This window comes from Thermomonas mangrovi (genome assembly GCF_028201335.1).
GTDB lineage: Bacteria > Pseudomonadota > Gammaproteobacteria > Xanthomonadales > Xanthomonadaceae > Thermomonas > Thermomonas mangrovi.
The window spans coordinates 112,446-137,876 of sequence record NZ_JAPEVV010000007.1 but is presented as its reverse complement, the minus strand read 5'-3'; the positions used below and the strand labels follow the sequence as shown (position 1 = coordinate 137,876).

Below are 25,431 nucleotides of genomic sequence, written 5' to 3'. Positions count from 1 at the left end.
GGTAATGGCTGCGACCCGCATTGCTACACTGGCGGCATGAGCTTCTCCGCCACCACGCTGACCGGCAGCAAGCCGGCGCAATACGCGCAACTGCTGGCGCAGGCGCGCGCCCTCCTGCACGGCGAACGCGACCGCATCGCCAACGCCGCCAACCTGTCCGCGCTGGTGTACCAGGCCCTGCCCAACCTGAACTGGGTGGGGTTCTACTTCTACGACGGCACCGAGCTGGTGGTCGGCCCGTTCCAGGGCCTGCCGGCCTGCGTGCGCATCCCGCTCGACAAGGGCGTCTGCGGCGCCGCCGCGCGCACGCGCCAGACCCAGCGCATCGAGGACGTGCACGCCTTCCCCGGGCACATCGCCTGCGATTCGGCCAGCAACTCCGAACTGGTGGTGCCGCTGGTCGGTGCCGATGGCGCCCTGCTGGGCGTGTTCGACCTCGACAGTCCGCTGCCCGCGCGTTTCGACGTTGAAGACCAGCAAGGCCTGGAAGCGATCGCCCGGGCGTACGTGGAGTCGCTGCAGTGAGCACAGGCGCGAGGGGAACCGGCCCCAAGCTGCGCAACATCGGGCCCAAGTCCGCCGCCTGGCTGCGCCAGGTCGGGTTGCGCTCGCTCGACGACCTCGCCGCCATCGGCGCGGTCGAGGCGTACATGAAAGTGCGCCGCGCCGGCTTCAAGCCGAGCCTCAACCTCTTGTACTCGCTGGAAGGCGCACTGCTCGACTGTCATTGGCAGGAGGTGCCGGACGCGCGCCGCCAGGAGCTGGTGCTCGCCGCCGAAGCCGCGATCGCCCTCTTGCCGCCGCCGCGCGGGCGCCCGGCCGCCGCGCCGGTGACCACCACCCAGCATGCCGACGAACGCCCCGCCGCAAGTGGCCTGGGGCTGTTCGACGACGACCGCGGCAGCGAACCCGCCGCCGACTGAGCGCCGCGTTCGCGTACACTGCGCGGGCTTCAGGTGATCGCGCGTCGGCAAGCCGCGCGATTGAAACGGGAAGCCGGTGACGATGCGCGCAAGCGCCTCCAGTCCGGCGCTGCCCCCGCAACGGTAAGCGAGACAAGCCTGGCATCGGCCACTGTGCACGCATCCACGGATGCACGCATGGGAAGGCGCCAGGCGGGAACGGGCCTGCCCCGTTCCGCCCGCGAGCCCGGAGACCGGCCCGGAGCATGACTGGTGGCGATGCGGTGGGCGTCGCGCGGCCTTGCGTTGCGCCCGCGCCGCGCCTGCGTCCGTCCTCCCTCCGCGTCCGCCATCGCCCCTCGACCCAGGGCGCGCGGGCGTGCGCGCCGGAGGACACACCCATGCAATCCCGTTCCGACTTCCGCAAGACCCTGCTCGCCCTCGCACTGGCGATGCCGACCTGCGCCGCGGCGCAATCCGCCGCCGACCCGGCTCCCGCGACCGACCTCGACCGCCTGGTGGTCACCGCCACCCGCACCGCGATCACCGCCGATGCCGCGCTGGCCGCGGTCGAGGTGATCGACCGCGACCAGATCGAACGCAGCAGCGCGCACTCGCTGCCCGAACTGCTGCGCGGCCGCGCCGGCATCACCCTGGTCAACCAGGGCGGGTTGGGCAAGCTCAGCACCCTGTTCCTGCGCGGCACCGAGTCCGACCACACCCTGTTCCTGGTCGATGGCGTGCGGGTCGGCTCGCCGAGCTCCGGCCTGGCCTCGCTGCAGGACCTGCCGCTGGAACAGATCGAGCGCATCGAGATCGTGCGCGGGCCGCGTTCCTCGCTGTACGGCGCGGACGCGATCGGCGGCGTGATCCAGGTGTTCACCCGGCGTGCCGCCGCCGGCACCGGCGTCCACGGTCGCGTGCACGCGGGCCTCGGCAGCCATGGCCTGCGAGAGGCCTCGGGCGGGCTGGACCTGCGCGGCACGCGCGGCGGGGTCGGCGTCGACGTCGGCCTGCTGGAGACCGACGGCATCGATGCCTGCCGCGGGATCGGGGCGCCGCTGTACGCCGGTTGCGCGATGGACCAGCCCGACCCCGACCGCGACGGCTACCGCAACCGCAACGTGGCGCTGCGCGCCGACCTCGCCGCCGGCGATGCGTGGCGCTTCGATGCGCAGGCGCTGCAATCGCGCGGCCACAACTTCTACGATGCCGATCCGGCCTGGGGCCTGCCCGACAACTCGCGCGTGCTGCAGCAGGTGGTCGGCGGCAGCATCCGCTACCGCCCGCGCGAATCGCTGGGGCTGGCGCTGTCCGCCGGCCGCAACCGCGACGACTCCGACAACTACCTCGGCGACGCCTACGCCAACCGCTTCACCGGCACCCGCGACAGCGCCAGCCTGCAGGGCGACATCGGCCTGGCCGCGGGCCAGGTGCTCACGGCCGGCTTCGACTGGCAGCGCGACCGCGCCGAGGTGGAGGATCCGTTCTCGCCGTTCGCCGCCGCCCGCGGCAACCGCGCGCTGTTCGCGCAGTACCAGGGGCAGTTCGCGCACGGCGACGACCGCGCGCAGGACCTGCAGCTCAGCCTGCGCCGCGACGACAACGACCAGTTCGGCGGCAAGACCACCGGCGGGATCGCCTGGGGCCTCGGCTTCGGCGACGGCTGGCGGTTCACCGCGAGCCACGCCACCGCGTTCAAGGCGCCGAGCTTCAACGAGCTCTACTACCCCTACTACGGCAACCCGGCGCTGCGCCCGGAAGCCTCGCGCAGCACCGAAGTCGCGCTGCGCCACCAACGCGGCGACATCGAATGGCAGCTGCAGGCCTACGAGACCCGGATCGACGACCTGATCACCTACGACACCGCGATCTTCGCCGCCAACAACATCGAGCAGGCGCGGATCCGCGGGATCGAGCTGACCGGCGGCCTGCGCCTCGGCGCGTGGTCGCTGCGCGGCCAGGCCAGCGCCTTGCAGGCGCGCAACCGCAGCGCCGGCATCGCGCAAGGGCGCGCGCTGCCGCGGCGCCCCGGGCGCAGCGCGCGGCTCGACCTCGATCGGGCGTTCGGCGATGCGCTGACCCTGGGCATCAGCGGCATCGCCGAGGGCGCGCGCTGGGACGACGTGGCCAACACCCTGCGGGTGGGCGGTTACGCCACGCTGGACGCCACCGCCAGCTGGCGGTTCGCGCCGGGCTGGCGGCTACAGGCCGGCCTGGCCAATGCCTTCGACCGCCGCTACGAGACCAGCGCCTACTACCGCCAGCCGGGCCGGACCTGGTCGCTGGGCCTGCGCTGGCAGGGCGACTGACCACGATGCCCCGCCACGGGTGGCCTGGGGCCACCCGTGCGGCTCAGCCCATCTTCGCGAGCAGCCTGGCCATCTCGTTGGCCGACGCGCGCACGTCCTCGATGTCGGACGCGCCCGCGACCTGGTCGAGCAGGCTGCAGGCCAGCATGTCGTAGAAGGCCCGGTCGAGCGCGCGCCGCGCGGCGGTGAGCTGGACGGCCACGTCTTCGCACTCGCTGTCCGCCTCGATCATCGCGCGGATCCCGCGGATCTGTCCCTCGACGCGGGCCAGCCGCACGAGGATGCGGCGGCGGCGATCCTGCTCCTCGGTCATGCGCGTGCCTCCGGCGGGGGTCTGCCCGAATGATGCCACGCCGCGCGCGCGCGCCGGACGGCTCATTCCACCGTCACCGACTTCGCCAGGTTGCGCGGCTTGTCGACGTCGGTGCCGCGCGCCAGCGCCGCGTGGTAGGCCAGCAGCTGCACCGGGATCGCATGCACGATCGGCGACAGCGTGCCGACGTGGCGCGGGGTGCGGATCACGTGGACCTGCTCGGATTCGCCGAAGTGGCTGTCGGCGTCGGCGAACACGAACATCTCGCCGCCGCGCGCGCGCACTTCCTGGATGTTGGACTTCACCTTCTCCAGCAGGGCGTCGTTCGGCGCGATGACGACCACCGGCATCGCCTCGTCGACCAGCGCCAGCGGGCCGTGCTTGAGCTCGCCGGCCGGATACGCCTCGGCGTGGATGTAGGAGATTTCCTTGAGCTTGAGCGCGCCTTCCAGCGCGATCGGGTAGTGCATGCCGCGGCCCAGGAACAGGGCGTGGTGCTTGGGCGCGAAACGCTCGGCCCATGCCGTGACCTGCGGCTCCAGGTTCAGCGCGTGCTGCACGCTGCCCGGCAGGTGGCGCAGCTCGTCGAGGAAGGCGGCCTCCTGCGCCGCATCCATCCGCCCGCGCAGCTTCGCCAGCACGCCGGTCAGCGCGAACAGCGCGACCAGCTGGGTGGTGAAGGCCTTGGTCGAGGCGACCCCGATCTCGGCGCCGGCGCGGGTGTAGAACACCAGCCGGCTGGCGCGCGGGATCGCGCTCTCGGGCACGTTGCAGATCGACAGCGTCTTCTGCTGGCCCAGCGACTTCGCGTACTTCAGCGCCTCCATCGTGTCGAGGGTCTCGCCCGACTGCGAAATGGTGACGATGAGCTGGCGCGGGTTGGCCACCACCTTGCGGTAGCGGTACTCGCTGGCGATGTCGACCGCGCACGGGATCCCGGCGATGTCCTCCAGCCAGTAGCGTGCGGTCAGGCCGGCGTAGTAGCTGGTGCCGCAGGCGAGGATCTGCACCGACTCAACGTCGGCCAGCACCTCGGCGGCGCCCGCGCCGAACAGCGCGGGATCGAAGCCGCCGGCATCGACGATGCCCTCCAGCGTGTCGCCGATCGCGCGCGGCTGCTCGTGGATTTCCTTCTGCATGAAGTGCCGGTACGGCCCCAGCTCGAGCGAGGCCAGCGACACGTCGGAGAGGTGCACCTCGCGCTGGACCTGTACATCGCCGGCATCGAACACGCGCACGCCGTCGCGGGTCACCTCGGCGGTGTCGCCCTCCTCGAGGAAGATCACGCGGCGGGTCGCCGACACGATCGCCGACACGTCCGAGGCGACGAAGTTCTCGCCCTCGCCCAGCCCGACCAGCAGCGGGCAGCCCATGCGCGCGGCGACCATGGTCGACGGATCCCGCTTGTCGACCACCGCCAGCGCATAGGCGCCTTCCAGTTCCTTGACCGCCTGCTGCAGCGCGCCGAGCAGGGTCGCGCCCTGGGCGCGGTAGTGGTGGATCAGGTGGGCGACGACCTCGGTGTCGGTCTGCGAGGTGAACGCATAGCCCAGCGCGCGCAGGCGTTCGCGTTGCTGCTCGTGGTTCTCGATGATGCCGTTGTGCACCAGCGCCAGCTCGCCGTGGCTGATGTGCGGATGCGCGTTGTGTTCGGTGACGCCGCCATGCGTGGCCCAGCGCGTGTGGCCGATGCCGAGGGTGGCGTCGAAGCCTTCGGCCAGAGCAGCGGATTCCATCTCGGCGACGCGGCCGGTGCGACGCACGCGGCGCACGGATTCGCCATCGATCACCGCGATGCCGGCCGAATCGTAGCCGCGGTATTCCAGCCGCTTCAGGCCATCGACCAGCAGCGGGACCACGTCACGGTTGGCGATGGCGCCGACGATTCCGCACATGCCGGGGAGACTCCTTCGGGGAAGCCGCAAGTGTAGCCGGCGGAGTCCGTCCGGGGTGTCCGCGCGGACGGGGCAGGCGTCCGCCGGACACCGGTCGCTCGCGAATAATTCCAACAATTCCAATGACTTGGAGTTGGCACGCGAATTGCAATAACCCGGGTATGGACCGCAACCCACCCACCGACCGCATGGACAACCGCCCCCGCATCCGCGACACCGCCGGCCAGGACCAGGTCCTCGGCCGGCCCGCCCGCCGCCTGCCCCGCCACTGGCCCTGGCTCGCCCTCGGCGGCGTGGCCCTGGTGGCGGCGATCGGCTGGGTGGCGATCGGCTGGACCGGCGGTGGCCGTTCCTACGATGCCGCGCGCATCCGCATCGCCGAGGTCCGCCGCGGCGACCTGGTCCGCGACCTCAGCGCCGACGGCCGGGTGATCGCGGCGAACAGCCCCACGCTGTACGCGATCGCGGCCGGCACCGTCACCCTGCAGGTGGTCGCCGGCGACAAGGTCGGCAAGGGCCAGGCGCTGGCGGTGATCGACAGCCCCGAGCTGCGCAGCAAGCTGGTGCAGGAGGAATCGACCCTGGCCGGCATGGAGGCCGAGGCCAGCCGCGCCGCGCTGGATGCGCAGATCACCCGCGCCAACGCGAAGCGCGCGCTCGACCAGGCGATGGTGGAGCGCACCGCGGCGATGCGCGACCTCGAGCGTTACCAGCGCGCCTTCGACGGCGGCGCGGTGCCGCAGAACGACCTGGCCCGCGCCAAGGACGACATGACCAAGGCCGAGATCGGGATGGCCGCCGCACGCCAGGCCTTCGCCTTGCAGAGCCAGGGCGCCGGGCTGGACGCACGCAACAAGCAGCTGCTGGTCGAGCGCCAGCGCGCGGTGGTCGCCGAGCAGCGCCGCCAGGTCGACGCGCTCACCCTGCGCGCGCCATTCGACGGCCAGGTCGGCCAGGTGCAGGTGCCGCAGGGCACGCAGGTCGCCACCAACGGCCCGGTGCTGAGCGTGGTCGACCTCAGCCGCTTCGAGGTCGAGATCAAGGTGCCCGAGAGCTTCGCCCGCGACCTCGGCATCGGCATGCCGGCGCAGATCACCAGCAACGGCACCGGTTATGCCGGCGAGATCGCCGCGGTGTCGCCGGAAGTGGTGAACGGCGAAGTCACCGCGCGCGTGCGCTTCGCCGACGGCAAGCAACCGCCCGGGCTGCGCCAGAACCAGCGGCTGTCGGTGCGCATCGTCATGGACACCCGCAAGGACGTGCTGATGGTGGAGCGCGGCCCCTTCGTGGAACAGGACGGCGGCCGCTTCGCCTACGTGATGGACGGCAGCAGCGCGGTGCGCCGCCCGATCCAGGCCGGCGCCACCAGCCTGGACGCCGTGGAAATCGTGTCGGGGCTGAAGGCAGGCGACCGCGTGGTCGTCGCCGGCACCGACCAGTTCGACAACGCGGACCGCGTCCGCATCTCCGGAGAATGACCATGCACGCTTCCCCCGCCTGCCCGTTCGAACGCCTGCGCTGGACCGCCGAGCAACTCGCCGACGCCGTGCCGCTGCGCCTGCACCAGATCGACCTGTTCGACGCCGCCGACGCCGCGCGCGACAGCGCCTTGCCCGCCGCCAACGGCGTGCGCGCGCGCCTGCGCATCGCCCACGGCTACCGCGCCGACGACGCGCTGGCGCCGCGCTTCCGCATCTCCTGACACCCCATCCGCACACAAAGGACACCACCATGCTGGACATGCGCCAGGTCACCAAGGTCTACCGCACCGAACTGGTCGAGACGCACGCGCTGCGCTCGCTCGACCTGCACGTCGGCGAGGGCGAGTTCGTCGCCGTCACCGGGCCCTCCGGGTCGGGCAAGACCACCTTCCTCAACATCGCCGGGCTGCTGGAGAGCTTCACCGGCGGCGAGTACCTGCTCGACGGCGTGGACGTGAAGGGGCTCGACGACAACGCGCGCTCGCGCCTGCGCAACCAGAAGATCGGCTTCATCTTCCAGAGCTTCAACCTGATCCCCGACCTCAACCTGTTCGACAACTGCGACGTCCCGCTGCGCTACCGCGGGATGCCGGCGGCCGAGCGCAAGCTGCGCATCGAGGACGCGCTGGGACTGGTCGGCCTGGGCTCGCGGATGAAGCACTACCCGGCGGAGCTGTCGGGCGGGCAGCAGCAGCGCGCGGCGATCGCGCGCGCGCTGGCCGGCAGCCCGCGCCTGCTGCTGGCGGACGAACCGACCGGCAACCTCGACTCGCAGATGGCGCGCAGCGTGATGGAGCTGCTGGAGGACATCAACCAGCAGGGCACCACCATCGTGATGGTCACCCACGACCCCGAGCTGGCCGCGCGCGCGCAGCGCAACGTGCACATCGTCGACGGCATGGCCACCGACCTGACCGCCGAGCTCGGCTTGTCCCAGCGCGCCGCGCCGGCGGGCGCCACCACCGTCGCCCACGGCTGAGGACCGCGCCATGCTGGCCTACTACTTCAACCTCGCGGTGCGCAGCTTCCGCCGCAACAAGGTGCTGACCGCGCTGATGGTGCTGGCGATCGCGCTGGGTATCGGCGCCTCGATGACCACGCTGACCGTGTTCCACGTGCTGTCCGGCAACCCGATCCCGTCCAAGAGCGAGCGCCTGTTCTACGTGCAGCTGGACCCGCAACCGTCCGCCGGCTACAAGCCGGGCGACGAGCCGATGGACCAGGTGACCCGCTTCGACGCGGAGGAACTGCTGCGCCAGGGCAAGGCCAGGCGCCAGGCGCTGATGACCGGCGGCGGCCTGATCGTCGAGCCCGAAGGCAACGCACTGAAGCCGTTCGGCAGCGGCGCGCGCTATGCGTCGGCCGACTTCTTCCCGATGTTCGAGGTGCCGTTCGCGCACGGACGCGGCTGGAGCGCACAGGACGACAACGCCCGCGCGCGCGTGGCGGTGATCAGCAAGTCGCTCAACGAGAAGCTGTTCGGCGGCGCCGACGGTACCGGCCGCAACCTGCGCGTCGAGGGCCACACCCTGCGCATCGTCGGCGTGCTCGACGAATGGCGCCCGGTGCCGCACTTCTACGACCTGGCGACCGGCCGCTACGACAGCGGCGAGGACGTGTTCGTGCCGTTCTCCACCGCGATGGACCTGAAGCTCGGCCGCAACGGCAACATGAACTGCTACGGCGAAAGCCCGAATGCCGACAACACCCACGTCAACGCGAACTGCGTGTGGATCCAGTACTGGGTGGAGCTCGACGATGCGCGGCAGGTCGCGGACTACAAGGCCTACCTCGACAACTATTCCCGCCAGCAGCGCAGCGCCGGCCGCTACCAGCGCCCGCCCAACACCCAGTTGCGCGACGTGATGGCGTGGCTGGACTTCAACAACGTCGTGCCGGGCGACGTGCACCTGCAGCTGTGGCTGGCGCTGGCCTTCCTGCTGGTCTGCCTGGTCAACACCGTCGGCCTGCTGCTGGCGAAGTTCCTCCGCCGCAGCAGCGAGATCGGCGTCCGCCGCGCGCTGGGCGCCACCCGCGGCGCGATCTTCGCCCAGTACCTGGTGGAGTCGACCACGATCGGGCTCGCCGGCGGCGTGCTCGGGCTGGGCCTGGCGCTGCTCGGCCTGTGGGCGGTGCGGCAGCAGCCGGTGGACTACGCCGGCCTGGCCCGTCTCGACGCGCCGATGCTGCTGCTGACCTTCGTGCTCGCGCTGGTCGCCAGCCTGCTGGCAGGCCTGCTGCCCGCCTGGCGCGCGATGCAGATCACCCCGGCCGTCCAGCTGAAGTCGCAATGACGCCCGCCTCCCCCGCGCGCCAGCGGCGCCCGGGGGACGCCCCCTCTTCCCGGAGCCGTTCCATGGAAATCCGCCCCATCCTGTCCACCCTGCGCCGCCACAAGACCGCGGCGGCGCTGCTGGCGCTCGAGGTCGCGCTGACCTGCGCGATCGTCTGCAACGCGCTGTTCCTGATCGGCCAGCGCATCGAAGCCGTCGGCAAGCCGAGCGGCATCGACGAGGACCGCGTGCTGGAAGTGCGCGTCAACGGCATCGGCAGCGACGCCAACACGTACGCGATCACCAACGAGGACCTCGCGGCGTTGCGCGCGATCCCCGGCGTGGAGCGCGCCAGCGCGATCAACCAGCTGCCGTTCCGGCGCCGCGGCTCGTGGAACACCAGCCTGTCGCTGACCCGCGAGCAGGAGGTGCCGACCCTCAATGCCGCGCAGTACATGGGCACCGAGGACCTGGTCGAGACCCTCGGCCTGCGCATCGCCAAGGGCCGCGACTTCACCACCGACGAGTACGTCGACTTCGCCAGGATCGGCAACGAGATCGATCCCACCAAGGCGACGTTCCCGGTGCTGGTGACGCGCGCCGTGGCCGACAAGCTGTATCCCGACGGCAGCACCCTCGGCCGCACGGTCTACATGGGCAGCACCGGCCTGCGCGTGGTCGGCATCGTCGAGTCGCTGGCGCGGCCCAACACCTTCCAGGGACCGCTCACCCAGCAGTACTCGATCATCCTGCCGGTGCGCCTGAGCTACGGCGAGGGCTTCTACGCGGTGCGCGCGAAGGATCCGTCGCGGCGCAAGGAGATCCTCGGCGCGGTGGTCGCGGCGCTCGACAAGGTCGCCCCGAACCGCCTGCACGATGGACAGGTCACCTACGAGGAAACCCGCCGCGAGTACTTCCAGGACGACCGCGCGATGGCCTGGCTGCTGGTGGTGGTCTGCGTCGCGCTGCTGGTGGTGACCGCGCTCGGCATCGTCGGCCTGGCCAGCTTCTGGGTGCAGCAGCGGACCAAGCAGATCGGCGTGCGCCGCGCGCTGGGCGCGACCCGCGGGCAGATACTGCGCTACTTCCAGGTCGAGAACTTCCTGATCGCCGGCATCGGCATCGTGCTCGGCATGCTGCTGGCCTACGGCCTCAACCAGCTGCTGATGGGGACCTACGAACTGCCGCGACTGCCGTTGTGGTACCTGCCGGTCGGCGCGGTGGTGCTGTGGCTGCTCGGCCAGGCCGCGGTGTACGGACCGGCCCGCCGCGCGGCCTCGGTGCCGCCCGCGGTGGCGACCCGCAGCGTATGACCGCCGCGCACGCCCGCATGCGACGCCACTGCGCCAGCCTCGCGACCTGCTTCGTCCTCGCCATGGCCCCGGCCATGGCCTCGCCCGCCGATCCGCCGGGCGATGCCGCGACGCTGGACGCCACCATCGCCGCGCTCGACGGCGCGTTGTTCGATGCCTTCAACCGCTGCGCGGACCCCGCGCAGCTGCGGGTGCACGCGCGCTACTTCGCGCCGGACGTCGAGTTCTACCACGACACCGGCGGCGTCACCTGGACGCGCGAGGCGATGCTCGCCAACACCCGTACGCACGCCTGCGGCCACTACACCCGCAGCTTGGTGCCGGGCAGCCTGCGCGTCTCGCCGGTCAAGGATTTCGGGGCCATCGCCACCGGTGTCCACCGGTTCTGCCAGGCCGGCGCCGCGCGATGTGAAGGTGAAGCCGACTTCGCGATGGTCTGGCGCCTGCGCGACGGCGAATGGCAAGTCACGCGCGTGCTGAGTTACGGCCATCGCCGCAACCCGGCGGCGGAATCCCCGTAGGATTGCCGCATGCCCACCATCCTCGTCATCGACGACAATCCTTCGGTCGCGACCGCGCTGGACGTGCTGTTCTCGCTGCACGACCTGCACACGCTGCGCGCCGAGTCGCCGCGCGCCGGGCTGGAACTGCTGGCCCGCGAAGCGGTGGACCTGGTGATCCAGGACATGAACTTCGAGGCCGACACCACCTCGGGCGACGAGGGCGTGGCGTTGTTCCACCAGATCCGCGCGCGCCATCCCGACCTGCCGGTGATCCTGCTCACCGCGTGGACCCACCTCGAATCGGCGATCGACCTGGTCAAGGCCGGCGCCGCGGATTACCTCGCCAAGCCCTGGGACGACCGCAAGCTGCTGGCCACGGTCAACAACCTGCTGGAACTCGGCGAGGCGCGCCGCGAACTCTCGCAGGCCCGCGCCGGCGAACGCACGCGCCGCGACGCGCTGCTGCAGGGGCACGACCTGCGCGGCCTGGTGTATGCCGATCCGGCCAGCGAGGCGGTGCTCGCGCTGGCCTGCCAGGTCGCGCGCTCGGACCTGCCGGTGCTGGTCACCGGCCCGAACGGCGCGGGCAAGGAGCGCTATGCCGAGATCATCCACGCGAATTCCGCGGTGGCCGGCGGACCCTTCGTCGCGCTCAACTGCGGCGCGCTGCCGGCGGAGCTGATCGAGGCCGAACTGTTCGGCGCCGACGCCGGCGCCTACACCGGCGCGACCAAGGCGCGCGAGGGCAAGTTCGAGGCCGCCGACGGTGGCACGCTGTTCCTCGACGAGATCGGCACCCTGCCGCTGGCCGGCCAGGTCAAGTTGCTGCGCGTGCTCGAGACCGGCCGCTTCCAGCGCCTGGGCAGCAACCGCGAACGCAGCGTCAAGGTGCGCGTGGTCAGCGCGACGAACGCCGACCTGCCCGCGCTGATTGCCGAGGGCCGCTTCCGCGAGGACCTCTACTACCGCCTCAACGGCATCGAGCTGCGGGTGCCGCCGCTGGCGCAGCGCCCGCGCGACATCCTGCCGCTGGCCCGGCACTTCCTGCCGCCCGGCAAGCGGCTCGACGAGGATGCGGCGCGCGCGCTGCAGCGACACGCGTGGCCCGGCAACGTGCGCGAATTGCGCAACGTGATGCAGCGTGCGGCGTTGCTCGCGCGCGGCGACGTGATCGGCGCCGGGGACCTCGCCCTGCCGGCTGCGGCGGAGGCGGCAGCGGCCGGCGGCGACGAGCCCGATCGGGCCAGCATCGAGGCCGCGCTCGCGCGCAACGGCGGCGTGCTGGCGCAGGCCGCGGCCGACCTGGGCTTGTCGCGGCAGGCGCTGTACCGCCGCCTCGACCGCCTCGGCATCCCGCGCGGCTAGGCGTTCCACGATGCGCGTCCTCCGGGTCCTGCCGATCGCGGTGCGCATGGTCGCTATCGCGGTGGCCGGCATCGCCGCCACTGCCGCGGCGACCGCGGTGCTCGCGCGCTGGCTGCAACCATGGGCGGCGGCGCTGGTCGCGGCCGGCATCGTCGCGGCGATCGTCGCCACCGTGATCTGGCGCGCACTGGTGCCGATGCGCGCGCTGTTCCGTGCGCTTGCCGGCACCGTGGCGAGCTATCGCGACGGCGACTTCAGCTTCGGCATCACCTGGGACAAGGCCAGCGACCTGATCGAACTGGTCGATGCCCACAACGCGCTCGGCACCGCGCTGCGCGAGCAACGCCTGGCCCTCGTGCAGCGCGAACTGCTGCTCGACACCATGGTCCAGAACACGCCGGTGGCGATGGTGCTGGTCGATGCCGCGCGCCGCGTGGTGCTCGGCAACCTGGCCGCGCGGCGCATGCTGGGCGATGGGCGCCGGCTCGAGGGCCGCGCCTTCGAGGACCTGCTGGGGACCGCCGATCCGGCGGTGCGCGAGGCGTTCGCGCGCGGCGGCGACGGCATGTTCACCGTCGGCGATGCCGACGACGAGGACATCTACCACCTGTCGCGCCGGCGGTTCCGGCTCAACGGCCGCATCCACGAGCTGGTGCTCCTGCGCCAGCTCACCGCCGAGTTGCGCCGGCAGGAAGTGCAGACCTGGAAGAAGGTGATCCGGGTGATCAGCCACGAGCTCAACAACTCGCTGGCGCCGATCGCCTCGCTGGCGCATTCCAGCGCCGAGCTGCTGCGCCGCGGGCAGACCGAGCGCCTGCCGGAGGCGCTGGCCACCATCGAGGACCGTGCCCGCCACCTCGAGGGCTTCATCCGCGACTACGCGCGCTTCGCCAAATTGCCGGCGCCACGCACCGTGCCCGTGCCGTGGCGGCGCTTCGCCGGACAGCTGGCGACCCAGGTCGGCTTCACGCTCGACCTGCAGCCGGAGGACGGCATCGGCCGCTTCGATGCCGCGCAGCTGGAGCAGGCCCTGCTCAACCTGCTCAAGAACGCGCACGAATCCGGCTCGCCGGCGGATGCGGTGCGGCTGTCGATCCGGCGCACGCCGGAAGACTGGCGCATCGACGTGCTCGACCGCGGCAGCGGCATGAACGACGCGGTGCTGGCAAACGCGTTGCTGCCCTTCTATTCGACCAAGCGGCACGGCACCGGCCTGGGCCTGGCGCTGGCCCGCGAGATCGCCGAGGCGCACGGCGGGCGCATCGCCCTGCTCAACCGGCAGGGCGGCGGGCTGTGCGTGTCGATGGTGCTGCCCGCCTGATGCCCGCTCAGCCGGGTGTCGCGCCGCCCTTGCGCAGTGCCGTGTAGGCCCACCAGGGCTTGGGGTCGTCGCCGTCCATGAACGCGGTGATCGAGGCGAACACGTCGATCACGCACGGGTCGTGCCGCACGCCGGTTTTGCGGCACAGCGTCGCGTACAACTGCGCGGGATCGCGGCCGCGCAACTGCGCCGGGCGTTCGATGCCCAGCAGGCGCAGGTCGGCGGCGGTCGCCGGCCCGACATTGGGCAGGTCGGTCAGGTTGCGCACGGCGTCGCGCCGGACACGCGCGGGATTCATGGCTTGGGCGTCTTGACCGGCCGCCGCCAGCCATCCAGCGTGACCTGCCTGGCGCGCGCCACGGTCAGCCTGCCGTCCGGCGCGTCCTTGGTGAGGGTGGAACCGGCGCCGATGGTCGCGCCCTCGCCGATGCGCACCGGCGCCACCAGGGCGCTGTTGGAGCCGATGAAGGCGCCATCGCCGATGGTGGTGGTGGACTTGTTCGCGCCGTCGTAGTTGCAGGTGATGGTGCCGGCGCCGATGTTCACGCCGGCGCCGATGACGGCATCGCCGAGGTAGGCCAGGTGGTTGGCCTTGCTGCCCACGCCGAGCGTGGTGTTCTTGGTCTCGACGAAATTGCCGACGTGCGCGCCGTCAGCAAGCACGCTGCCGGGCCGCAGCCGCGCGAATGGGCCGATCGCCACCGCGCCCTCGGTCCGCGCGCCGTCGATGTCGCAGTGCGCACGTACTTCGGTGCCGGCGCCGAGCACCGCGTCCTTGATCCGGCAGAACGGCCCGATGCGCACGCCGTCGCCGAGCTCGACGCGTCCTTCGAACACCACGCCCACGTCGATCTCGACGTCGCGGCCCACGCCCACGCTGCCGCGGATGTCGACGCGGGCCGGGTCGGCCACGCGCGCGCCGGCCTCGCACAGGGCGCGCACCTGGCGCAGCTGGAACGCGCGCTCGAGCTGCGCGAGCTGCCACGGATCGTTGGCGCCCTCGGTCTCCAGCGGGTCGGCGACCACCACGATCTCGGCGGCGGCGTATTCGTCGGCGGCCGCGGCGAACACGTCGGTGAGGTAGTACTCGCCCTGCGCGTTGTCGTTGCGCAGGTGCTCCAGCCAGCGGCGCAGCGCGGTGGAATCGGCGGCGATCACGCCTGTGTTGATCAGGCGGATGCGGCGCTGCTCCTCGTCGGCGTCCTTGTGCTCGACGATCGCGGCCACGCGGCCTTCGGGATCGCGCAGGATGCGGCCGTAGCCGGCGGGATCGTGCAGCTCGGTCGCGAGCACCGCCAAGCGACCCGGCGCTTGCAGCAGGCGGCGCAGCGACGCCGCGGTGATCAGCGGGACGTCGCCGTACAGCACCAGCACGCGCGCGTCGTCGGGTACGCCGGGCATCGCCTGTTGCACCGCATGCCCGGTGCCGAGCTGGCGCGCCTGCTCGGCCCACGCCAGGCCAGGCTGGTCGGCGAAGGCCGTGCGCACGGCCTCGCCGCCGTGCCCGTAGACCACGTGGATGCCCTGCGGCTGCAGCGCGCGCGCGGCATCGATGGCATGCGCCAGCATCGGCCTGCCGGCGATCTTCTGCAGCACCTTGGGCAGCGCGGACTTCATCCGCTTGCCCTCGCCGGCGGCGAGGATGACGACGTGCAACGGTGCGCTCATGGCGGGGTCCGGGAGGAGACCCATGGATTCTAGCGACTGGCCGTGCCGGCGCGCGCCGCGTTGACGCAGGGGGACGAGTCCCTAGCATGCACGGATGACCACGCCCCGCCCGACGCAGGCCTCCCGCTCGCAAGCCGTTTTGCTCTGGGGCGGGTTCGGCGCATGCCTCGCCGGGATCGCCCTGCATCGCGCCTGGAGCGCGATCGCGTTCCCGCGCGTCTTCGAACACCTCGTGCTGGCACTGCTCGCGCTGGGCGCGGCGCGCCTGCTCCAGCGGGCATTGCGCTGGCCGTTGGCGACCGTGCTGGCGGCGACCTGGCTCGCCGCATCGTTGGCCTACCTTGGCCCCTTGCCGCTGGCCGCCGCCAGCCTGCTGGCGGGCGCCGCCATCGCGCTCGGCAGCTTCATCCTGCCGGGGCCGGTGGCGCTACCGATGGGACTGGTGCTGGTCGCGGCCGGCAGCGGGTGGTGGTTGTCGGTCCCGCTGCATCACCGCGCGACCGATGCGATCGCCTGCCTCGCCCTGGTCGCCTGGCGGCACGACGCCGTTGCCGGCGCGCTGCGCCTCGCCTGGCGCAGCTTCGATGCCAGCGCCCGTGCCGCGCCAGGCAGCGCGGCCGCCACCATGCTCCTGCTCGGCCTCGCGGCGACGTCGGCGTGGCTGCCGACCATGCAGGCGGATGACGTCGGCTACCACCTGGGCCTTGCCTGGGAACTGCAGGCGACCGGTCGCTATGCGATGGCCGCCGCGCACCACGCGTGGGCAGTCGCCCCCTGGGCCGGCGACGTGTTGCACGGCATCGTCCAACTCCTGGCCGGACGCGAGGCGCGTGGCGCGCTCAACCTGGCATGGCTGGCGATCGCGGCGGGCGCCCTGCATGCCACCGCCGGCGCGTTGGGCGCAAGCGATGCGCGACGCTGGTGGAGCGTGGCGCTGATGGCCAGCCTCCCGCTGAGCCTGCACTTGCTGGCGGGGATGCAGACCGAGCTGCCGGCGAGCGCATTGCTTGCCGTGCTGGCCTGGCTGGTCCTGCACGGCGATCTCCCGGTAGCGCGCCGAGGAATGGCGATCGCGTTGGTCTATGGCGGCTTGTGGGCTCTCAAGCCGCTGCACGGGCTGGCGGCCCTGCCCATGCTCGGCTGGGCAGCATGGCGGCATCGCCGTGCGCTGGGCGCAGCAAGCGGGCTCCTGCTGGCGCTGGTGGCCGCGCTCGCCGGCGGGGCCAGCTATGCCCATGCTTGGTGGCGCACCGCCAATCCGGTGCTGCCGCTGCTCAATGGCTGGTTCCGTTCTCCCGCGTTCCCGCCGACCGACTTCACCGACCCGCGCTGGCATGCCGGCATCGGCATCGACCTTCCATGGCGGCTGACGTTCGAGACCCCGCGCTACCTCGAGGGATTCGCCGGGGGCGCGGGCTTCGTGCTGGTCGCGCTTGCGGGGGCATGGTGGCTTGCACTGCGCGAGCCGCGGACCCGCGCCCTCGCCATCGTCGCCACCCTCGCCCTGGTCGGCAGCGCCCTGCCGATGCAGTACGCGCGCTACCTGCATCCCTCGCTGGTGCTGCTGCTGCCCGCGCTGGTCGCCGCTTACCCGCCCGGCGCAGCTGCGCGGACCGCACTGTGGGCGCTGTGCGCGCTGCAGCTCGCGTTCGCGACCAACGCGGACTGGATGTTGCGCACCGGCGCCTTGAAGCGCGTGCTGGCCCATCCACTGGACGATGCGCCGTTGTTCGAGCGCTACGTCCCGGAGCGACTGATCGCGCGCACCCTGCGCGAACGGGACGACCCGCGGCCGGTACTCGTGGTGGCCGGACGCGTCGGTGCCTTGCCCGAACTCGGTCCGCGCGCACGCACCACCAGTTGGTATGCCCCCGCGCTCGAGCAAGCCGCCGGCATCGCGACGGCGGATCCGTCGGGGCAGGCATGGGCCCGCCTGTTGCGCGCGCACGACATCGGCCACGTGGTGGTCGACGATGCCCATGCCACGGTGGCGTTGCGCAACGGCCTGCGGCTCGCCAGTGCCGACGAGGTCGCGCGCGTGGCCGATGCAACGGCATGGCGCTTGCCGGAGAATGCAGGCCCATGACCCTGCGCCGCCATGCGATGTCCTACGCCGCCATCGGCCTCGTCCAATGGCTGGTCGAATACGGCCTGATGGTCGTGCTCAGCCGCTGGGTGATGCCGGTGGAACCCGCCAACGTCATCGGCCGCCTCGCCGGCGCCGTGCTCGGCTTCTGGCTCAACGGCAAGTGGACCTTCGCCGGCGACGATACCCATGTCGGCCGCCACGCGGCGGTGCGCTTCGTGGCGATGTGGCTGGCGCTGACCGTGCTCAACACCTGGATCGTGGCCGCGATCGACGACCGCTACGGCCTCGGCCTGGCGCAATTGCTCAAGCCTGGCGCGGACCTGGTATCCGGCGGCGTCGGCTTCCTGCTGTCGCGGCATTGGGTCTACAAGAAGGCGGCTTGATCGACGCGGCGTGTGCCCAGTCCATCGCGACCGAAAAACAAAAACGCCGGCTTTCGCCGGCGTCCCGATGATGCGATGTCGCGCGCGCCTCAGTGCTTGAGGTTCTTGCGCAGGCGCTCCAGCGCCTGCAGCTGCGCGGTGACCTCGGCCAGGCGCTGCTGCGCTTCGGCGATCTCCAACGGCTCGCCACGGCGGGCGATGATGCGCTCGGCCTCTTCCTTGGCCGCGCGCACCGCGGCCTCGTCGATGGCGTCGGCGCGCACCGCGGTGTCGGCGAGCACGGTGACCACGGTCGGCTGCACCTCGAGGATGCCGCCGGAGATCGCGAAGTCCAGCTTCTCGCCGCCCGGCAGGGTCACCACGACCTTGCCCGGCTTCAGGCGCGTGATCAGCGGCGCGTGCTTCGGCGCGATGCCGAGTTCGCCGAGTTCGCCGGTGGCGACGACCAGCTCCGCCTCGCCGTGGAAGATCTCGGCCTCGGCGCTGACGATGTCGCAACGGATGGTGCTGCTCATAACGTGCTTCTCTTCCTTGTCCCCCCCTCCCGTTCACGGGAGAGGGCAGGGGTGAGGGCCGGCGGGCGCGAACGCCCGCGCGCCATCATCAGGCCGCCAGCTTCTTCGCCTTCTCGACGGCCTCGTCGATCGAGCCGACCATGTAGAACGCCTGCTCCGGCAGGTGGTCGTAGTCGCCGTCGACAATGCCCTTGAAGCCGCGGATGGTTTCCTTCAGCGGCACGTACTTGCCCGGCGAGCCCGTGAACACTTCGGCCACGGTGAACGGCTGGCTGAAGAAGCGCTCGATCTTGCGCGCGCGGGCCACGGCCAGCTTGTCCTCTTCGGACAGCTCGTCCATGCCCAGGATCGCGATGATGTCCTTCAGTTCCTTGTACTTCTGCAGGGTCGACTGCACGCGGCGCGCGGTGTCGTAGTGCTCGTTGCCGATCACGTTCGGATCGAGCTGGCGGCTGGTCGAGTCCAGCGGGTCGACCGCCGGGTAGATGCCCAGCGAGGCGATGTTGCGCGACAGCACGACGGTGGCGTCGAGGTGGGCGAAGGTGGTCGCCGGCGACGGGTCGGTCAGGTCGTCCGCGGGCACGTACACGGCCTGGATCGAGGTGATCGAGCCGGTCTTCGTCGAGGTGATGCGCTCCTGCAGCACGCCCATTTCCTCGGCCAGGGTCGGCTGGTAGCCCACCGCCGACGGCATGCGGCCCAGCAGCGCGGACACTTCGGTGCCGGCCAGGGTGTAGCGGTAGATGTTGTCGACGAACAGCAGCACGTCGCGGCCTTCGTCGCGGAAGTACTCGGCCATGGTCAGGCCGGTCAGCGCGACGCGCAGGCGGTTGCCCGGCGGCTCGTTCATCTGGCCGTACACCATCGCCACCTTGGACTTCTCGTGCTCCTGCACGTTGACGACGCCCGACTCCTGCATCTCGTGGTAGAAGTCGTTGCCCTCGCGGGTACGCTCGCCCACGCCGGCGAACACCGACAGGCCCGAGTGCTCGGTCGCGATGTTGTTGATGAGTTCCATCATGTTCACGGTCTTGCCCACGCCGGCGCCGCCGAACAGGCCGACCTTGCCGCCCTTCGCGAACGGGCACATCAGGTCGATGACCTTGATGCCGGTTTCCAGCAGGTCGGTGGTCGAGGACTGGTCCTCGTAGCTCGGCGCCGCGCGGTGGATTTCCCACTGGGTGTCGGCCTTGACCGGGCCGGCCTCGTCGATCGGGTTGCCCAGCACGTCCATGATGCGGCCGAGGGTGCCGATGCCGACCGGCACCGAGATCGCGCGGCCGGTGTTCTCGGCGACCAGGTTGCGCTTCAGGCCGTCGGTGGAACCCAGCGCGATGGTGCGCACGACGCCGTCGCCCAGCTGCTGCTGGACCTCGAGCGTGATGTCGGTGCCGTGCACCTTCAGTGCGTCGTACACCTTCGGCACGTCCTCGCGCGGGAATTCGACGTCGACGACCGCGCCGATGATCTGTACGACCTTGCCCTGGTTGCTCATGGTTGTTTCCTCGAAAACTCTTGGATGCTGCTTCGTTGTGTCAAACCGCCGCGGCGCCGCCGACGATTTCCGAAATTTCCTGGGTGATCGCCGCCTGCCGCGCCTTGTTGTAGACGAGGTTCAGGGTGCCGATCAGCTTGGTCGCGTTGTCGCTCGCGGCCTTCATCGCGACCATGCGCGCGGCATGCTCGGAGGCCACGTTCTCCATCACCGCCTGGTACACCAGCGACTCGATGTAGCGGGTCAGCACGTGGTCCAGCACGGTCTCCGCGTCGGGCTCGTACAGGTAGTCCCAGTCGTGGCGCGCGACCTGCGCCTCGGGCGCCGGCAGCGGCAGCAACTGGTCGAACGTCGCGCGCTGGGTCATGGTGTTGACGAAGTCGTTGTACGACAGGAACACCTTGTCGACCTTGCCGCTGCTGTAGGCGTCCAGCATCACCTTGATGACGCCGACCAGCTGCTCGAGGTGCGGGACGTCGCCGAGGTGGGTGACCGAGGCCAGCATGCCGACCTTGATCCGGCGGAAGAACACCGAGGCCTTCTGGCCGATGGTGACGACGTCGACCTCGATGCCCTGCTCCTGCAGCTTGCGGAAATCCGCCAGCAGCTTGCGGAACATGTTGTTGTTGAGGCCGCCGGCCAGGCCGCGGTCGGACGACACCACGATGTAGCCGACCCGCTTCACCTCGCCGCGCTGGACGAGGTAGGGATGGCGGTATTCCGAGTTCGCCTGCGCCAGGTGCCCGATCAGCTGCTTCATCGCCCGCGCGTAGGGGCGCGAGGCCTTCATCCGGTCCTGCGCCTTGCGGATCTTGGAGGCCGAGACCATCTCGAGCGCGCGCGTCACCTTGCGGGTGTTCTGCACGCTCTTGATCTTCGTCTTGATTTCGCGTCCGCCTGCCATGCTCGTCTCTTCTTCGTCGTTCGACGGCGCAGGTCAGCGACCCGCGCGCCCGGTTCCGGTGCCGCTTACCAGCTGCCCGTCGCCTTGAAGTCCTCGATGCCCTTCTTGAACGCGGCCTCGATGTCGTCGTTCCAGTCGCCCGACGCGGCCACCGAGCCCATCAGCTCGCCGGCGGTGTTGGCGAAGTGCGCGTGCAGCGCATCCTCGAACGCACCGATCTTGGCGACCGGGACCTCGTCCATGTAGCCCTTGTCGACCGCGTAGATCGACAGCGCCTGCTCGGCCACCGACATCGGGGCGTACTGCTTCTGCTTCATCAGCTCGGTGACGCGCTGGCCGCGCTCCAGCTGCTTGCGGGTCGCGTCGTCCAGGTCGGAGGCGAACTGCGCGAACGCCGCCAGCTCGCGGTACTGCGCCAGCGCGATGCGGATGCCGCCCGACAGCTTCTTCATGATCTTGGTCTGCGCCGCGCCACCCACGCGCGACACCGAGATGCCGGCGTTCACGGCCGGGCGGATGCCGGCGTTGAACAGGTCGGTCTCGAGGAAGATCTGGCCGTCGGTGATCGAGATCACGTTGGTCGGCACGAACGCCGACACGTCGCCGGCCTGGGTCTCGATGATCGGCAGCGCGGTCAGCGAGCCGGTCTTGCCCTTCACGGCGCCGTCGGTGAACTTCTCGACGTATTCCTCGGACACGCGCGCGGCGCGCTCCAGCAGGCGGCTGTGCAGGTAGAACACGTCGCCCGGGTAGGCTTCGCGGCCCGGCGGGCGGCGCAGCAGCAGCGAGATCTGGCGGTAGGCCACGGCCTGCTTGGACAGGTCGTCGTAGATGATCAGCGCGTCTTCGCCGCGGTCGCGGAAGTACTCGCCCATCGCGCAGCCCGAGTAGGCGCTGATGTACTGCATCGCGGCGGACTCGGAGGCGGAGGCGGCGACCACGGTGGTGTAGGCCATCGCGCCGTACTGCTCGAGCTTGCGCACGATGTTGGCGATCGTCGAGTTCTTCTGGCCGATCGCCACGTAGATGCACTTAATGCCCGAGTGCTTCTGGTTGATGATCGCGTCGACCGCGAGCGCGGTCTTGCCGGTCTGGCGGTCGCCGATGATCAGCTCGCGCTGGCCGCGGCCGATCGGGATCATGCTGTCGACCGACTTGTAGCCGGTCTGCACCGGCTGGCTGACCGACTTGCGCCACACCACGCCCGGGGCGATGGTCTCCACCGGCGAGCTGGTCTTGGCGTCGATCGGGCCCTTGCCGTCGATCGGCTCGCCCAGCGCGTTCACCACGCGGCCGAGCAGCTCCGGGCCGGTCGGCACCGAGAGGATCTGGCCGGTGGTCTTGGCGGTGTCGCCCTCGCGCAGGTGCTCGTAGTCGCCCAGCACCACCGCGCCCACCGAGTCGCGCTCCAGGTTCAGCGCCAGCGCGTAGGTGTTGCCCGGCAGTTCGATCATCTCGCCCTGCATGACGTCGGCCAGGCCGTGGATGCGCACGATGCCGTCGGACACCGAGGTCACGGTGCCTTCGTTGCGGGCCTCGGCGGCGAGCTTGACCTTCTCGATGCGGGTCTTGATCAGTTCGCTGATTTCGGACGGGTTGAGCGTGGAAGTGGCCATCTTGGGTTCCTTGGTGCCGGCGTCGCCGTCGGCAAGATTCAAAAAGCGGTCTCGAATGGATTAGTGCGACAGCGCCGCCTCGAGGCGGCCGAGCTTGCCCTTGATCGAGCCGTCGATCACCACGTCGCCGGCGTCGATCACCGCGCCGCCGATCAGGCTCTCGTCGACCGCGGCCTCGACCTCGACGTCGCGGCCGAAGCGGCGGCGCAGGGCGGCCTTGATCGTCTCCAGCTCGGCGGCCGGCAGGGCCGCGGCGGAGGTGACCTTCGCCTTGACCACGCGCTCGGCCTCGAACCGCAGCTCGTCGTACAGGCCGGCGATCTCGGGCAGCAACGACAGCCGGCGGTTGTCGAACAGCAGGCCGAGGAAGTTGCCGAACGCCTCGCCGGCACCATCGGGCGCGAGCAGCGCCACCGCGTCGGCGGCGGACAGCTTCGGGTGGCCGAGCACCGCGGCGACCTGCGGGTCTGCGGCGACGCGGGCGGCGAACGCCAGCGCCTGCGACCACGCGGGCAGCGTGCCGGCGTCGCGCGCCAGCGAGAACGCGGCGCGGGCGTAGGGTCGGGCGAGGGTCAGGGCCTGGCTCATCGGTCGATCCTCAGAGCTGCGCGGCCAAGTCGTCGATCAGCGCCTTCTGGTCGTTGGCGTTGATCTCGCGCTTGAGCAGCTTCTCGGCGCCGCTGACCGCCAGCGCGGACACCTGCTTGCGCAGGTCTTCCTTGGCGCGGTTGGCGGCGGCCTCGATCTCGGCCTCGGCCAGCGCCTTCTGGCGGTTGCCCTCGGCGATCGCGTCGGCCTTGGCCGCGTCGATCAGCTGGTTGGCGCGCTGGTGGGCCTGCTCGATGATCTCGTTGGCCTTGACCCGCGCCGCCTTCAGCTCCTCGGCGACCTTGTCTTGGGCCTGCGCGAGGTCCTTCTGCGCGTTGTCCGCGGCGGCCAGGCCTTCCGCGATCTTCCGCTGGCGCTCCTCGATCGCCGACATCAGCGGCGGCCAGATGAACTTGACGGTGAACCAGATGAGGATCGCGAACGAGATCATCTGGCCGAGGAATGTCATCAATGACGGATTCATGTCTTACCTTGCTCGACGCGTGTCAGACGTGCCTTGGAGGCGGCGCCGCGGCAGGCCGCGACGCCGGTGTGCCGACGTGCACGGCCTGGGCCGCGCACGCCGTCCCGCGTGACGCGATCAGGCGCCGGTGGCGGCCTGGACGGCAGCCAGCAGCGGGTTCGCGAACGCGAACATCATCGCCACGCCGACGCCGATCAGGAACGCCGCGTCGATCAGGCCGGCGAGCAGGAACATGCGGCCCTGCAGCATCGGGACCAGTTCCGGTTGGCGGGCGGCCGACTCGAGGAACTTCGAGCCCATGACGCCGATGCCGAGGGCGGCGCCCAGCGCACCCAGGCCGACGATGATGCCGATGGCGACGGCGGTGAAAGCCTGGACGTTGGCGATGAATTCCATGGTGGATCTCCGGTTTCGGTACTAACTGTTGGAAGTGGTGGAACGGTGGAAGGTGGAACGCGGGTCAGTGGTGCTCGTGCGCCATCGCGAGGTACACGACGGTCAGCACCATGAAGATGAAGGCCTGCAGCAGGATGATCAGGATGTGGAAGATCGCCCACACCGACTGGAAGATCACGCCGGGGACGAAGGTGACCCAGGACATGAACAAGCCTGCGATCAGCATGAACACCAGCTCGCCGGCGTACATGTTGCCGAACAGTCGCATGCCCAGGCTGACCGGCTTGGACAGGTATTCGACGAGGTTGAGGAACAGGTTCGGGATCGCCAGCACGACCTTGGCGAAGGCGCCGTGCGCGTGGAAGGGCGCGGTGAACAGCTCCTTGGTGAAGCCCCAGCCGCCCTTGGCCTTGATCGAGTAGAAGATGATCAGCAGGAACACGGTGATCGACAGCGCGAACGTGGTGTTCACGTCTGCGGTCGGGACCACGCGCAGGTAGGTATGGTGCGCGGCTTCCTCGCCGGCCACCGCGGTGATCGCCGCGCTGGGCAGGTCCAGCGGCAGCAGGTCCATGGTGTTCATGAAGGCGACCCAGACGAAGATCGTCAGCGCCAGCGGGGCGATGAAGCGACGGTCGCCGTGGAAGGTGTCCTTGACCTGGGCGTCGACGAACTCGACCACCAGTTCGACGAAGGCCTGCGCCTTGGACGGCACGCCGGAGGTCGCCTTGCGCGCCTGCGTCCACATCAGGAAGGAGGCCAGCAGGCCCAGCGCCAGCGCGATCACCCACGAATCGAAGTGGATGGTGCCGAACGCGAATTCCTTCGTGTTGTGGGTCAGGTGGTGGACGATGTAGGCCGTCAGGCCGCCACCGGATTCTCCACCGCTGGGTTCGCCCGCCATGCCGCCCAGAATCACGCCGTCCAAGATCACGCGTTCGTCCTCGTACCGTGCTTCGCTGCCGCGAACTTCATGGAAAACAGGAAAGCCGCCGCGGCCATCGCCGCCCCGGCCAGCGCCGGCACCGCCGGCAACCGCCACACCGCCATCGCCAGATACAGGCCGACGCCGACGACCAACCACTTCACCGCCGTGCCGAGCAGCAGGCGCCCGAGTGCGGCACCCGCACCGGCCACCCCGCCCCCGAAGGCGCTCCAGCCCGCCAGCAGGCTACCCAGCGCCATCGATCCACCCCCGGCCAGCGCCGCCAATGCCGCAGGCGGGCCGAGCATGAGGCAGGCTGTTGCCGTCGCCAGCGTGGCGATGGCCTGGTAGGCCACCACCCGCAGCGCCAGCCGCCAGCCCGCGGCAGCGGAGTTCAGCACGCGGAGGATCCAGCTTCGGTAAGGGAGCCGCGGAACGAAAACCGTCCTGCGGAGCCGCAAAAGTATAGCAGGCGTGAAAATTGCGCGGCAACCGCCAAACGCTCGCCCCGCGGGCGGAAACTTTCCCGCGCCAGGCCGGTCACATTGCCTGCGCCCGCTCTTCCTCGTCGGCTCCGGACGGGCGCCCGAAGCCCCGGCCCCTTCCCCGGCCGGGGCTTTTTTATGGGGCTTCGAAAATCGATTGACGATCGCTATCAATCGAATGCAAACATCCGACTGGACGGGCGCG

26 protein-coding genes and 1 riboswitch are annotated in these 25,431 nt (G+C 70.6%); of the genes, 13 read left to right on the top strand and 13 right to left on the bottom strand.

Annotated features, from left to right (window positions below):
• Positions 1–36: 36 nt before the first annotated feature.
• The 3 genes from ON759_RS11000 (at position 37) to ON759_RS10990 (ending at position 3,214) form a co-directional block, all read left to right on the top strand.
• Positions 37–525, top strand: a complete 489-nt coding sequence (locus ON759_RS11000; protein ID WP_271680432.1) for a GAF domain-containing protein — start codon at positions 37–39, stop codon at positions 523–525.
• Positions 522–923 carry a TfoX/Sxy family protein gene (locus ON759_RS10995; RefSeq protein WP_271680431.1) on the top strand — a complete coding sequence of 134 codons (402 nt, stop codon included), beginning with the start codon at positions 522–524 and terminating at the stop codon, positions 921–923. The genes ON759_RS11000 and ON759_RS10995 overlap by 4 nt, the downstream gene beginning before the upstream one ends.
• Before the next feature lie 14 nt (positions 924–937).
• Positions 938–1,179, top strand: a riboswitch (cobalamin riboswitch).
• 124 nt (positions 1,180–1,303) lie between these two features.
• A complete protein-coding gene (locus tag ON759_RS10990) occupies positions 1,304–3,214 on the top strand; it encodes a TonB-dependent receptor domain-containing protein (protein ID WP_271680430.1) in 1,911 nt (636 codons plus the stop codon).
• Between the two features lie 43 nt (positions 3,215–3,257).
• On the opposite strand, the gene ON759_RS10985 is transcribed toward ON759_RS10990, so the two are convergent.
• Positions 3,258–3,527 (bottom strand): metal-sensitive transcriptional regulator, encoded by a 270-nt coding sequence (locus ON759_RS10985; protein WP_271680429.1) that lies wholly within the window; start codon positions 3,525–3,527, stop codon positions 3,258–3,260.
• Positions 3,528–3,589: 62 nt separating this feature from the next.
• Positions 3,590–5,422, bottom strand: a complete 1,833-nt coding sequence (gene glmS / locus ON759_RS10980; protein WP_271680428.1) for a glutamine--fructose-6-phosphate transaminase (isomerizing) — start codon at positions 5,420–5,422, stop codon at positions 3,590–3,592.
• Positions 5,423–5,610: 188 nt separating this feature from the next.
• Here glmS and ON759_RS10975 point away from each other — a divergent pair, with 188 nt between their 5' ends.
• The 8 genes from ON759_RS10975 (at position 5,611) to ON759_RS10940 (ending at position 13,678) form a co-directional block, all read left to right on the top strand.
• Positions 5,611–6,900 (top strand): efflux RND transporter periplasmic adaptor subunit, encoded by a 1,290-nt coding sequence (locus ON759_RS10975; protein ID WP_271680427.1) that lies wholly within the window; start codon positions 5,611–5,613, stop codon positions 6,898–6,900.
• A gap of 2 nt (positions 6,901–6,902) precedes the next feature.
• Positions 6,903–7,124 carry a hypothetical protein gene (locus ON759_RS10970; protein ID WP_271680426.1) on the top strand — a complete coding sequence of 74 codons (222 nt, stop codon included), beginning with the start codon at positions 6,903–6,905 and terminating at the stop codon, positions 7,122–7,124.
• 29 nt (positions 7,125–7,153) lie between these two features.
• Positions 7,154–7,882, top strand: coding sequence for an ABC transporter ATP-binding protein (locus tag ON759_RS10965; protein WP_271680425.1), 729 nt, complete (start codon positions 7,154–7,156; stop codon positions 7,880–7,882).
• A gap of 10 nt (positions 7,883–7,892) precedes the next feature.
• Positions 7,893–9,197, top strand: a complete 1,305-nt coding sequence (locus tag ON759_RS10960) for an ABC transporter permease (RefSeq protein WP_271680424.1) — start codon at positions 7,893–7,895, stop codon at positions 9,195–9,197.
• Between the two features lie 62 nt (positions 9,198–9,259).
• The gene (locus tag ON759_RS10955; protein WP_271680423.1) at positions 9,260–10,489 is read left to right on the top strand and encodes an ABC transporter permease; all 1,230 of its coding nucleotides are present in this window, start codon (positions 9,260–9,262) and stop codon (positions 10,487–10,489) included.
• A 17-nt stretch (positions 10,490–10,506) separates the two neighbouring features.
• The gene (locus ON759_RS10950) at positions 10,507–11,010 is read left to right on the top strand and encodes a nuclear transport factor 2 family protein (protein WP_271680422.1); all 504 of its coding nucleotides are present in this window, start codon (positions 10,507–10,509) and stop codon (positions 11,008–11,010) included.
• Positions 11,011–11,019: 9 nt separating this feature from the next.
• Positions 11,020–12,357 (top strand): sigma-54-dependent transcriptional regulator, encoded by a 1,338-nt coding sequence (locus tag ON759_RS10945; RefSeq protein ID WP_271680421.1) that lies wholly within the window; start codon positions 11,020–11,022, stop codon positions 12,355–12,357.
• 10 nt (positions 12,358–12,367) lie between these two features.
• Complete coding sequence (locus ON759_RS10940; protein ID WP_425608477.1) at positions 12,368–13,678, top strand: sensor histidine kinase; 1,311 nt, start codon at positions 12,368–12,370, stop codon at positions 13,676–13,678.
• Between the two features lie 7 nt (positions 13,679–13,685).
• Here ON759_RS10940 and ON759_RS10935 read toward each other — a convergent pair whose 3' ends face one another.
• Together ON759_RS10935 and glmU are read right to left on the bottom strand one after the other, a co-directional pair.
• A complete protein-coding gene (locus ON759_RS10935) occupies positions 13,686–13,976 on the bottom strand; it encodes a helix-hairpin-helix domain-containing protein (protein WP_271680420.1) in 291 nt (96 codons plus the stop codon).
• Positions 13,973–15,346, bottom strand: coding sequence for a bifunctional UDP-N-acetylglucosamine diphosphorylase/glucosamine-1-phosphate N-acetyltransferase GlmU (glmU, locus tag ON759_RS10930; protein ID WP_271680419.1), 1,374 nt, complete (start codon positions 15,344–15,346; stop codon positions 13,973–13,975). Before glmU ends, ON759_RS10935 begins: the two co-directional genes overlap by 4 nt.
• Before the next feature lie 94 nt (positions 15,347–15,440).
• On the opposite strand from glmU, the gene ON759_RS10925 reads away from it, so the two are divergent.
• Together ON759_RS10925 and ON759_RS10920 are read left to right on the top strand one after the other, a co-directional pair.
• A complete protein-coding gene (locus ON759_RS10925; protein ID WP_271680418.1) occupies positions 15,441–17,432 on the top strand; it encodes a hypothetical protein in 1,992 nt (663 codons plus the stop codon).
• A complete protein-coding gene (locus ON759_RS10920) occupies positions 17,429–17,818 on the top strand; it encodes a GtrA family protein (protein ID WP_271680417.1) in 390 nt (129 codons plus the stop codon). The genes ON759_RS10925 and ON759_RS10920 overlap by 4 nt, the downstream gene beginning before the upstream one ends.
• Positions 17,819–17,907: 89 nt before the next feature.
• On the opposite strand, the gene ON759_RS10915 is transcribed toward ON759_RS10920, so the two are convergent.
• The 9 genes from ON759_RS10915 to ON759_RS10875 form a co-directional block, all read right to left on the bottom strand.
• Positions 17,908–18,333, bottom strand: coding sequence for a F0F1 ATP synthase subunit epsilon (locus ON759_RS10915; RefSeq protein WP_271680416.1), 426 nt, complete (start codon positions 18,331–18,333; stop codon positions 17,908–17,910).
• A gap of 88 nt (positions 18,334–18,421) precedes the next feature.
• A complete protein-coding gene (gene atpD, locus ON759_RS10910) occupies positions 18,422–19,828 on the bottom strand; it encodes a F0F1 ATP synthase subunit beta (RefSeq protein WP_271680415.1) in 1,407 nt (468 codons plus the stop codon).
• 40 nt (positions 19,829–19,868) lie between these two features.
• The gene (atpG, locus tag ON759_RS10905; RefSeq protein ID WP_271680414.1) at positions 19,869–20,732 is read right to left on the bottom strand and encodes a F0F1 ATP synthase subunit gamma; all 864 of its coding nucleotides are present in this window, start codon (positions 20,730–20,732) and stop codon (positions 19,869–19,871) included.
• A gap of 65 nt (positions 20,733–20,797) precedes the next feature.
• Entirely contained in the window at positions 20,798–22,348 is a 1,551-nt protein-coding gene (atpA, locus tag ON759_RS10900) for a F0F1 ATP synthase subunit alpha (protein WP_271680413.1), read from the bottom strand.
• 60 nt (positions 22,349–22,408) lie between these two features.
• Complete coding sequence (locus tag ON759_RS10895; protein WP_271680412.1) at positions 22,409–22,936, bottom strand: F0F1 ATP synthase subunit delta; 528 nt, start codon at positions 22,934–22,936, stop codon at positions 22,409–22,411.
• Positions 22,937–22,946: 10 nt separating this feature from the next.
• The gene (locus tag ON759_RS10890; protein WP_271680411.1) at positions 22,947–23,420 is read right to left on the bottom strand and encodes a F0F1 ATP synthase subunit B; all 474 of its coding nucleotides are present in this window, start codon (positions 23,418–23,420) and stop codon (positions 22,947–22,949) included.
• 117 nt (positions 23,421–23,537) lie between these two features.
• Entirely contained in the window at positions 23,538–23,816 is a 279-nt protein-coding gene (atpE, locus tag ON759_RS10885) for a F0F1 ATP synthase subunit C (protein WP_271680410.1), read from the bottom strand.
• A gap of 64 nt (positions 23,817–23,880) precedes the next feature.
• A complete protein-coding gene (gene atpB / locus ON759_RS10880; protein ID WP_271680578.1) occupies positions 23,881–24,720 on the bottom strand; it encodes a F0F1 ATP synthase subunit A in 840 nt (279 codons plus the stop codon).
• A gap of 26 nt (positions 24,721–24,746) precedes the next feature.
• Positions 24,747–25,142 carry an ATP synthase subunit I gene (locus tag ON759_RS10875; RefSeq protein WP_271680409.1) on the bottom strand — a complete coding sequence of 132 codons (396 nt, stop codon included), beginning with the start codon at positions 25,140–25,142 and terminating at the stop codon, positions 24,747–24,749.
• Between the last annotated feature and the right edge of the window lie 289 nt (positions 25,143–25,431).

Excerpts from the sequence above, each read along its gene's own strand:
- ON759_RS11000 (WP_271680432.1), top strand. The coding sequence starts at position 37 with ATGAGCTTCTCCGCCACCACGCTGACCGGCAGCAAGCCGGCGCAATAC.
- ON759_RS10990 (WP_271680430.1), top strand. The coding sequence starts at position 1,304 with ATGCAATCCCGTTCCGACTTCCGCAAGACCCTGCTCGCCCTCGCACTG.
- ON759_RS10985 (WP_271680429.1), bottom strand. The coding sequence starts at position 3,527 with ATGACCGAGGAGCAGGATCGCCGCCGCCGCATCCTCGTGCGGCTGGCC.
- glmS (WP_271680428.1), bottom strand. The coding sequence starts at position 5,422 with ATGTGCGGAATCGTCGGCGCCATCGCCAACCGTGACGTGGTCCCGCTG.
- ON759_RS10975 (WP_271680427.1), top strand. The coding sequence starts at position 5,611 with ATGGACAACCGCCCCCGCATCCGCGACACCGCCGGCCAGGACCAGGTC.
- ON759_RS10970 (WP_271680426.1), top strand. The coding sequence starts at position 6,903 with ATGCACGCTTCCCCCGCCTGCCCGTTCGAACGCCTGCGCTGGACCGCC.
- ON759_RS10965 (WP_271680425.1), top strand. The coding sequence starts at position 7,154 with ATGCTGGACATGCGCCAGGTCACCAAGGTCTACCGCACCGAACTGGTC.
- ON759_RS10960 (WP_271680424.1), top strand. The coding sequence starts at position 7,893 with ATGCTGGCCTACTACTTCAACCTCGCGGTGCGCAGCTTCCGCCGCAAC.
- ON759_RS10955 (WP_271680423.1), top strand. The coding sequence starts at position 9,260 with ATGGAAATCCGCCCCATCCTGTCCACCCTGCGCCGCCACAAGACCGCG.
- ON759_RS10950 (WP_271680422.1), top strand. The coding sequence starts at position 10,507 with ATGCGACGCCACTGCGCCAGCCTCGCGACCTGCTTCGTCCTCGCCATG.
- ON759_RS10945 (WP_271680421.1), top strand. The coding sequence starts at position 11,020 with ATGCCCACCATCCTCGTCATCGACGACAATCCTTCGGTCGCGACCGCG.
- ON759_RS10940 (WP_425608477.1), top strand. The coding sequence starts at position 12,368 with ATGCGCGTCCTCCGGGTCCTGCCGATCGCGGTGCGCATGGTCGCTATC.
- ON759_RS10935 (WP_271680420.1), bottom strand. The coding sequence starts at position 13,976 with ATGAATCCCGCGCGTGTCCGGCGCGACGCCGTGCGCAACCTGACCGAC.
- glmU (WP_271680419.1), bottom strand. The coding sequence starts at position 15,346 with ATGAGCGCACCGTTGCACGTCGTCATCCTCGCCGCCGGCGAGGGCAAG.
- ON759_RS10925 (WP_271680418.1), top strand. The coding sequence starts at position 15,441 with ATGACCACGCCCCGCCCGACGCAGGCCTCCCGCTCGCAAGCCGTTTTG.
- ON759_RS10920 (WP_271680417.1), top strand. The coding sequence starts at position 17,429 with ATGACCCTGCGCCGCCATGCGATGTCCTACGCCGCCATCGGCCTCGTC.
- ON759_RS10915 (WP_271680416.1), bottom strand. The coding sequence starts at position 18,333 with ATGAGCAGCACCATCCGTTGCGACATCGTCAGCGCCGAGGCCGAGATC.
- atpD (WP_271680415.1), bottom strand. The coding sequence starts at position 19,828 with ATGAGCAACCAGGGCAAGGTCGTACAGATCATCGGCGCGGTCGTCGAC.
- atpG (WP_271680414.1), bottom strand. The coding sequence starts at position 20,732 with ATGGCAGGCGGACGCGAAATCAAGACGAAGATCAAGAGCGTGCAGAAC.
- atpA (WP_271680413.1), bottom strand. The coding sequence starts at position 22,348 with ATGGCCACTTCCACGCTCAACCCGTCCGAAATCAGCGAACTGATCAAG.
- ON759_RS10895 (WP_271680412.1), bottom strand. The coding sequence starts at position 22,936 with ATGAGCCAGGCCCTGACCCTCGCCCGACCCTACGCCCGCGCCGCGTTC.
- ON759_RS10890 (WP_271680411.1), bottom strand. The coding sequence starts at position 23,420 with ATGAATCCGTCATTGATGACATTCCTCGGCCAGATGATCTCGTTCGCG.
- atpE (WP_271680410.1), bottom strand. The coding sequence starts at position 23,816 with ATGGAATTCATCGCCAACGTCCAGGCTTTCACCGCCGTCGCCATCGGC.
- atpB (WP_271680578.1), bottom strand. The coding sequence starts at position 24,720 with ATGGCGGGCGAACCCAGCGGTGGAGAATCCGGTGGCGGCCTGACGGCC.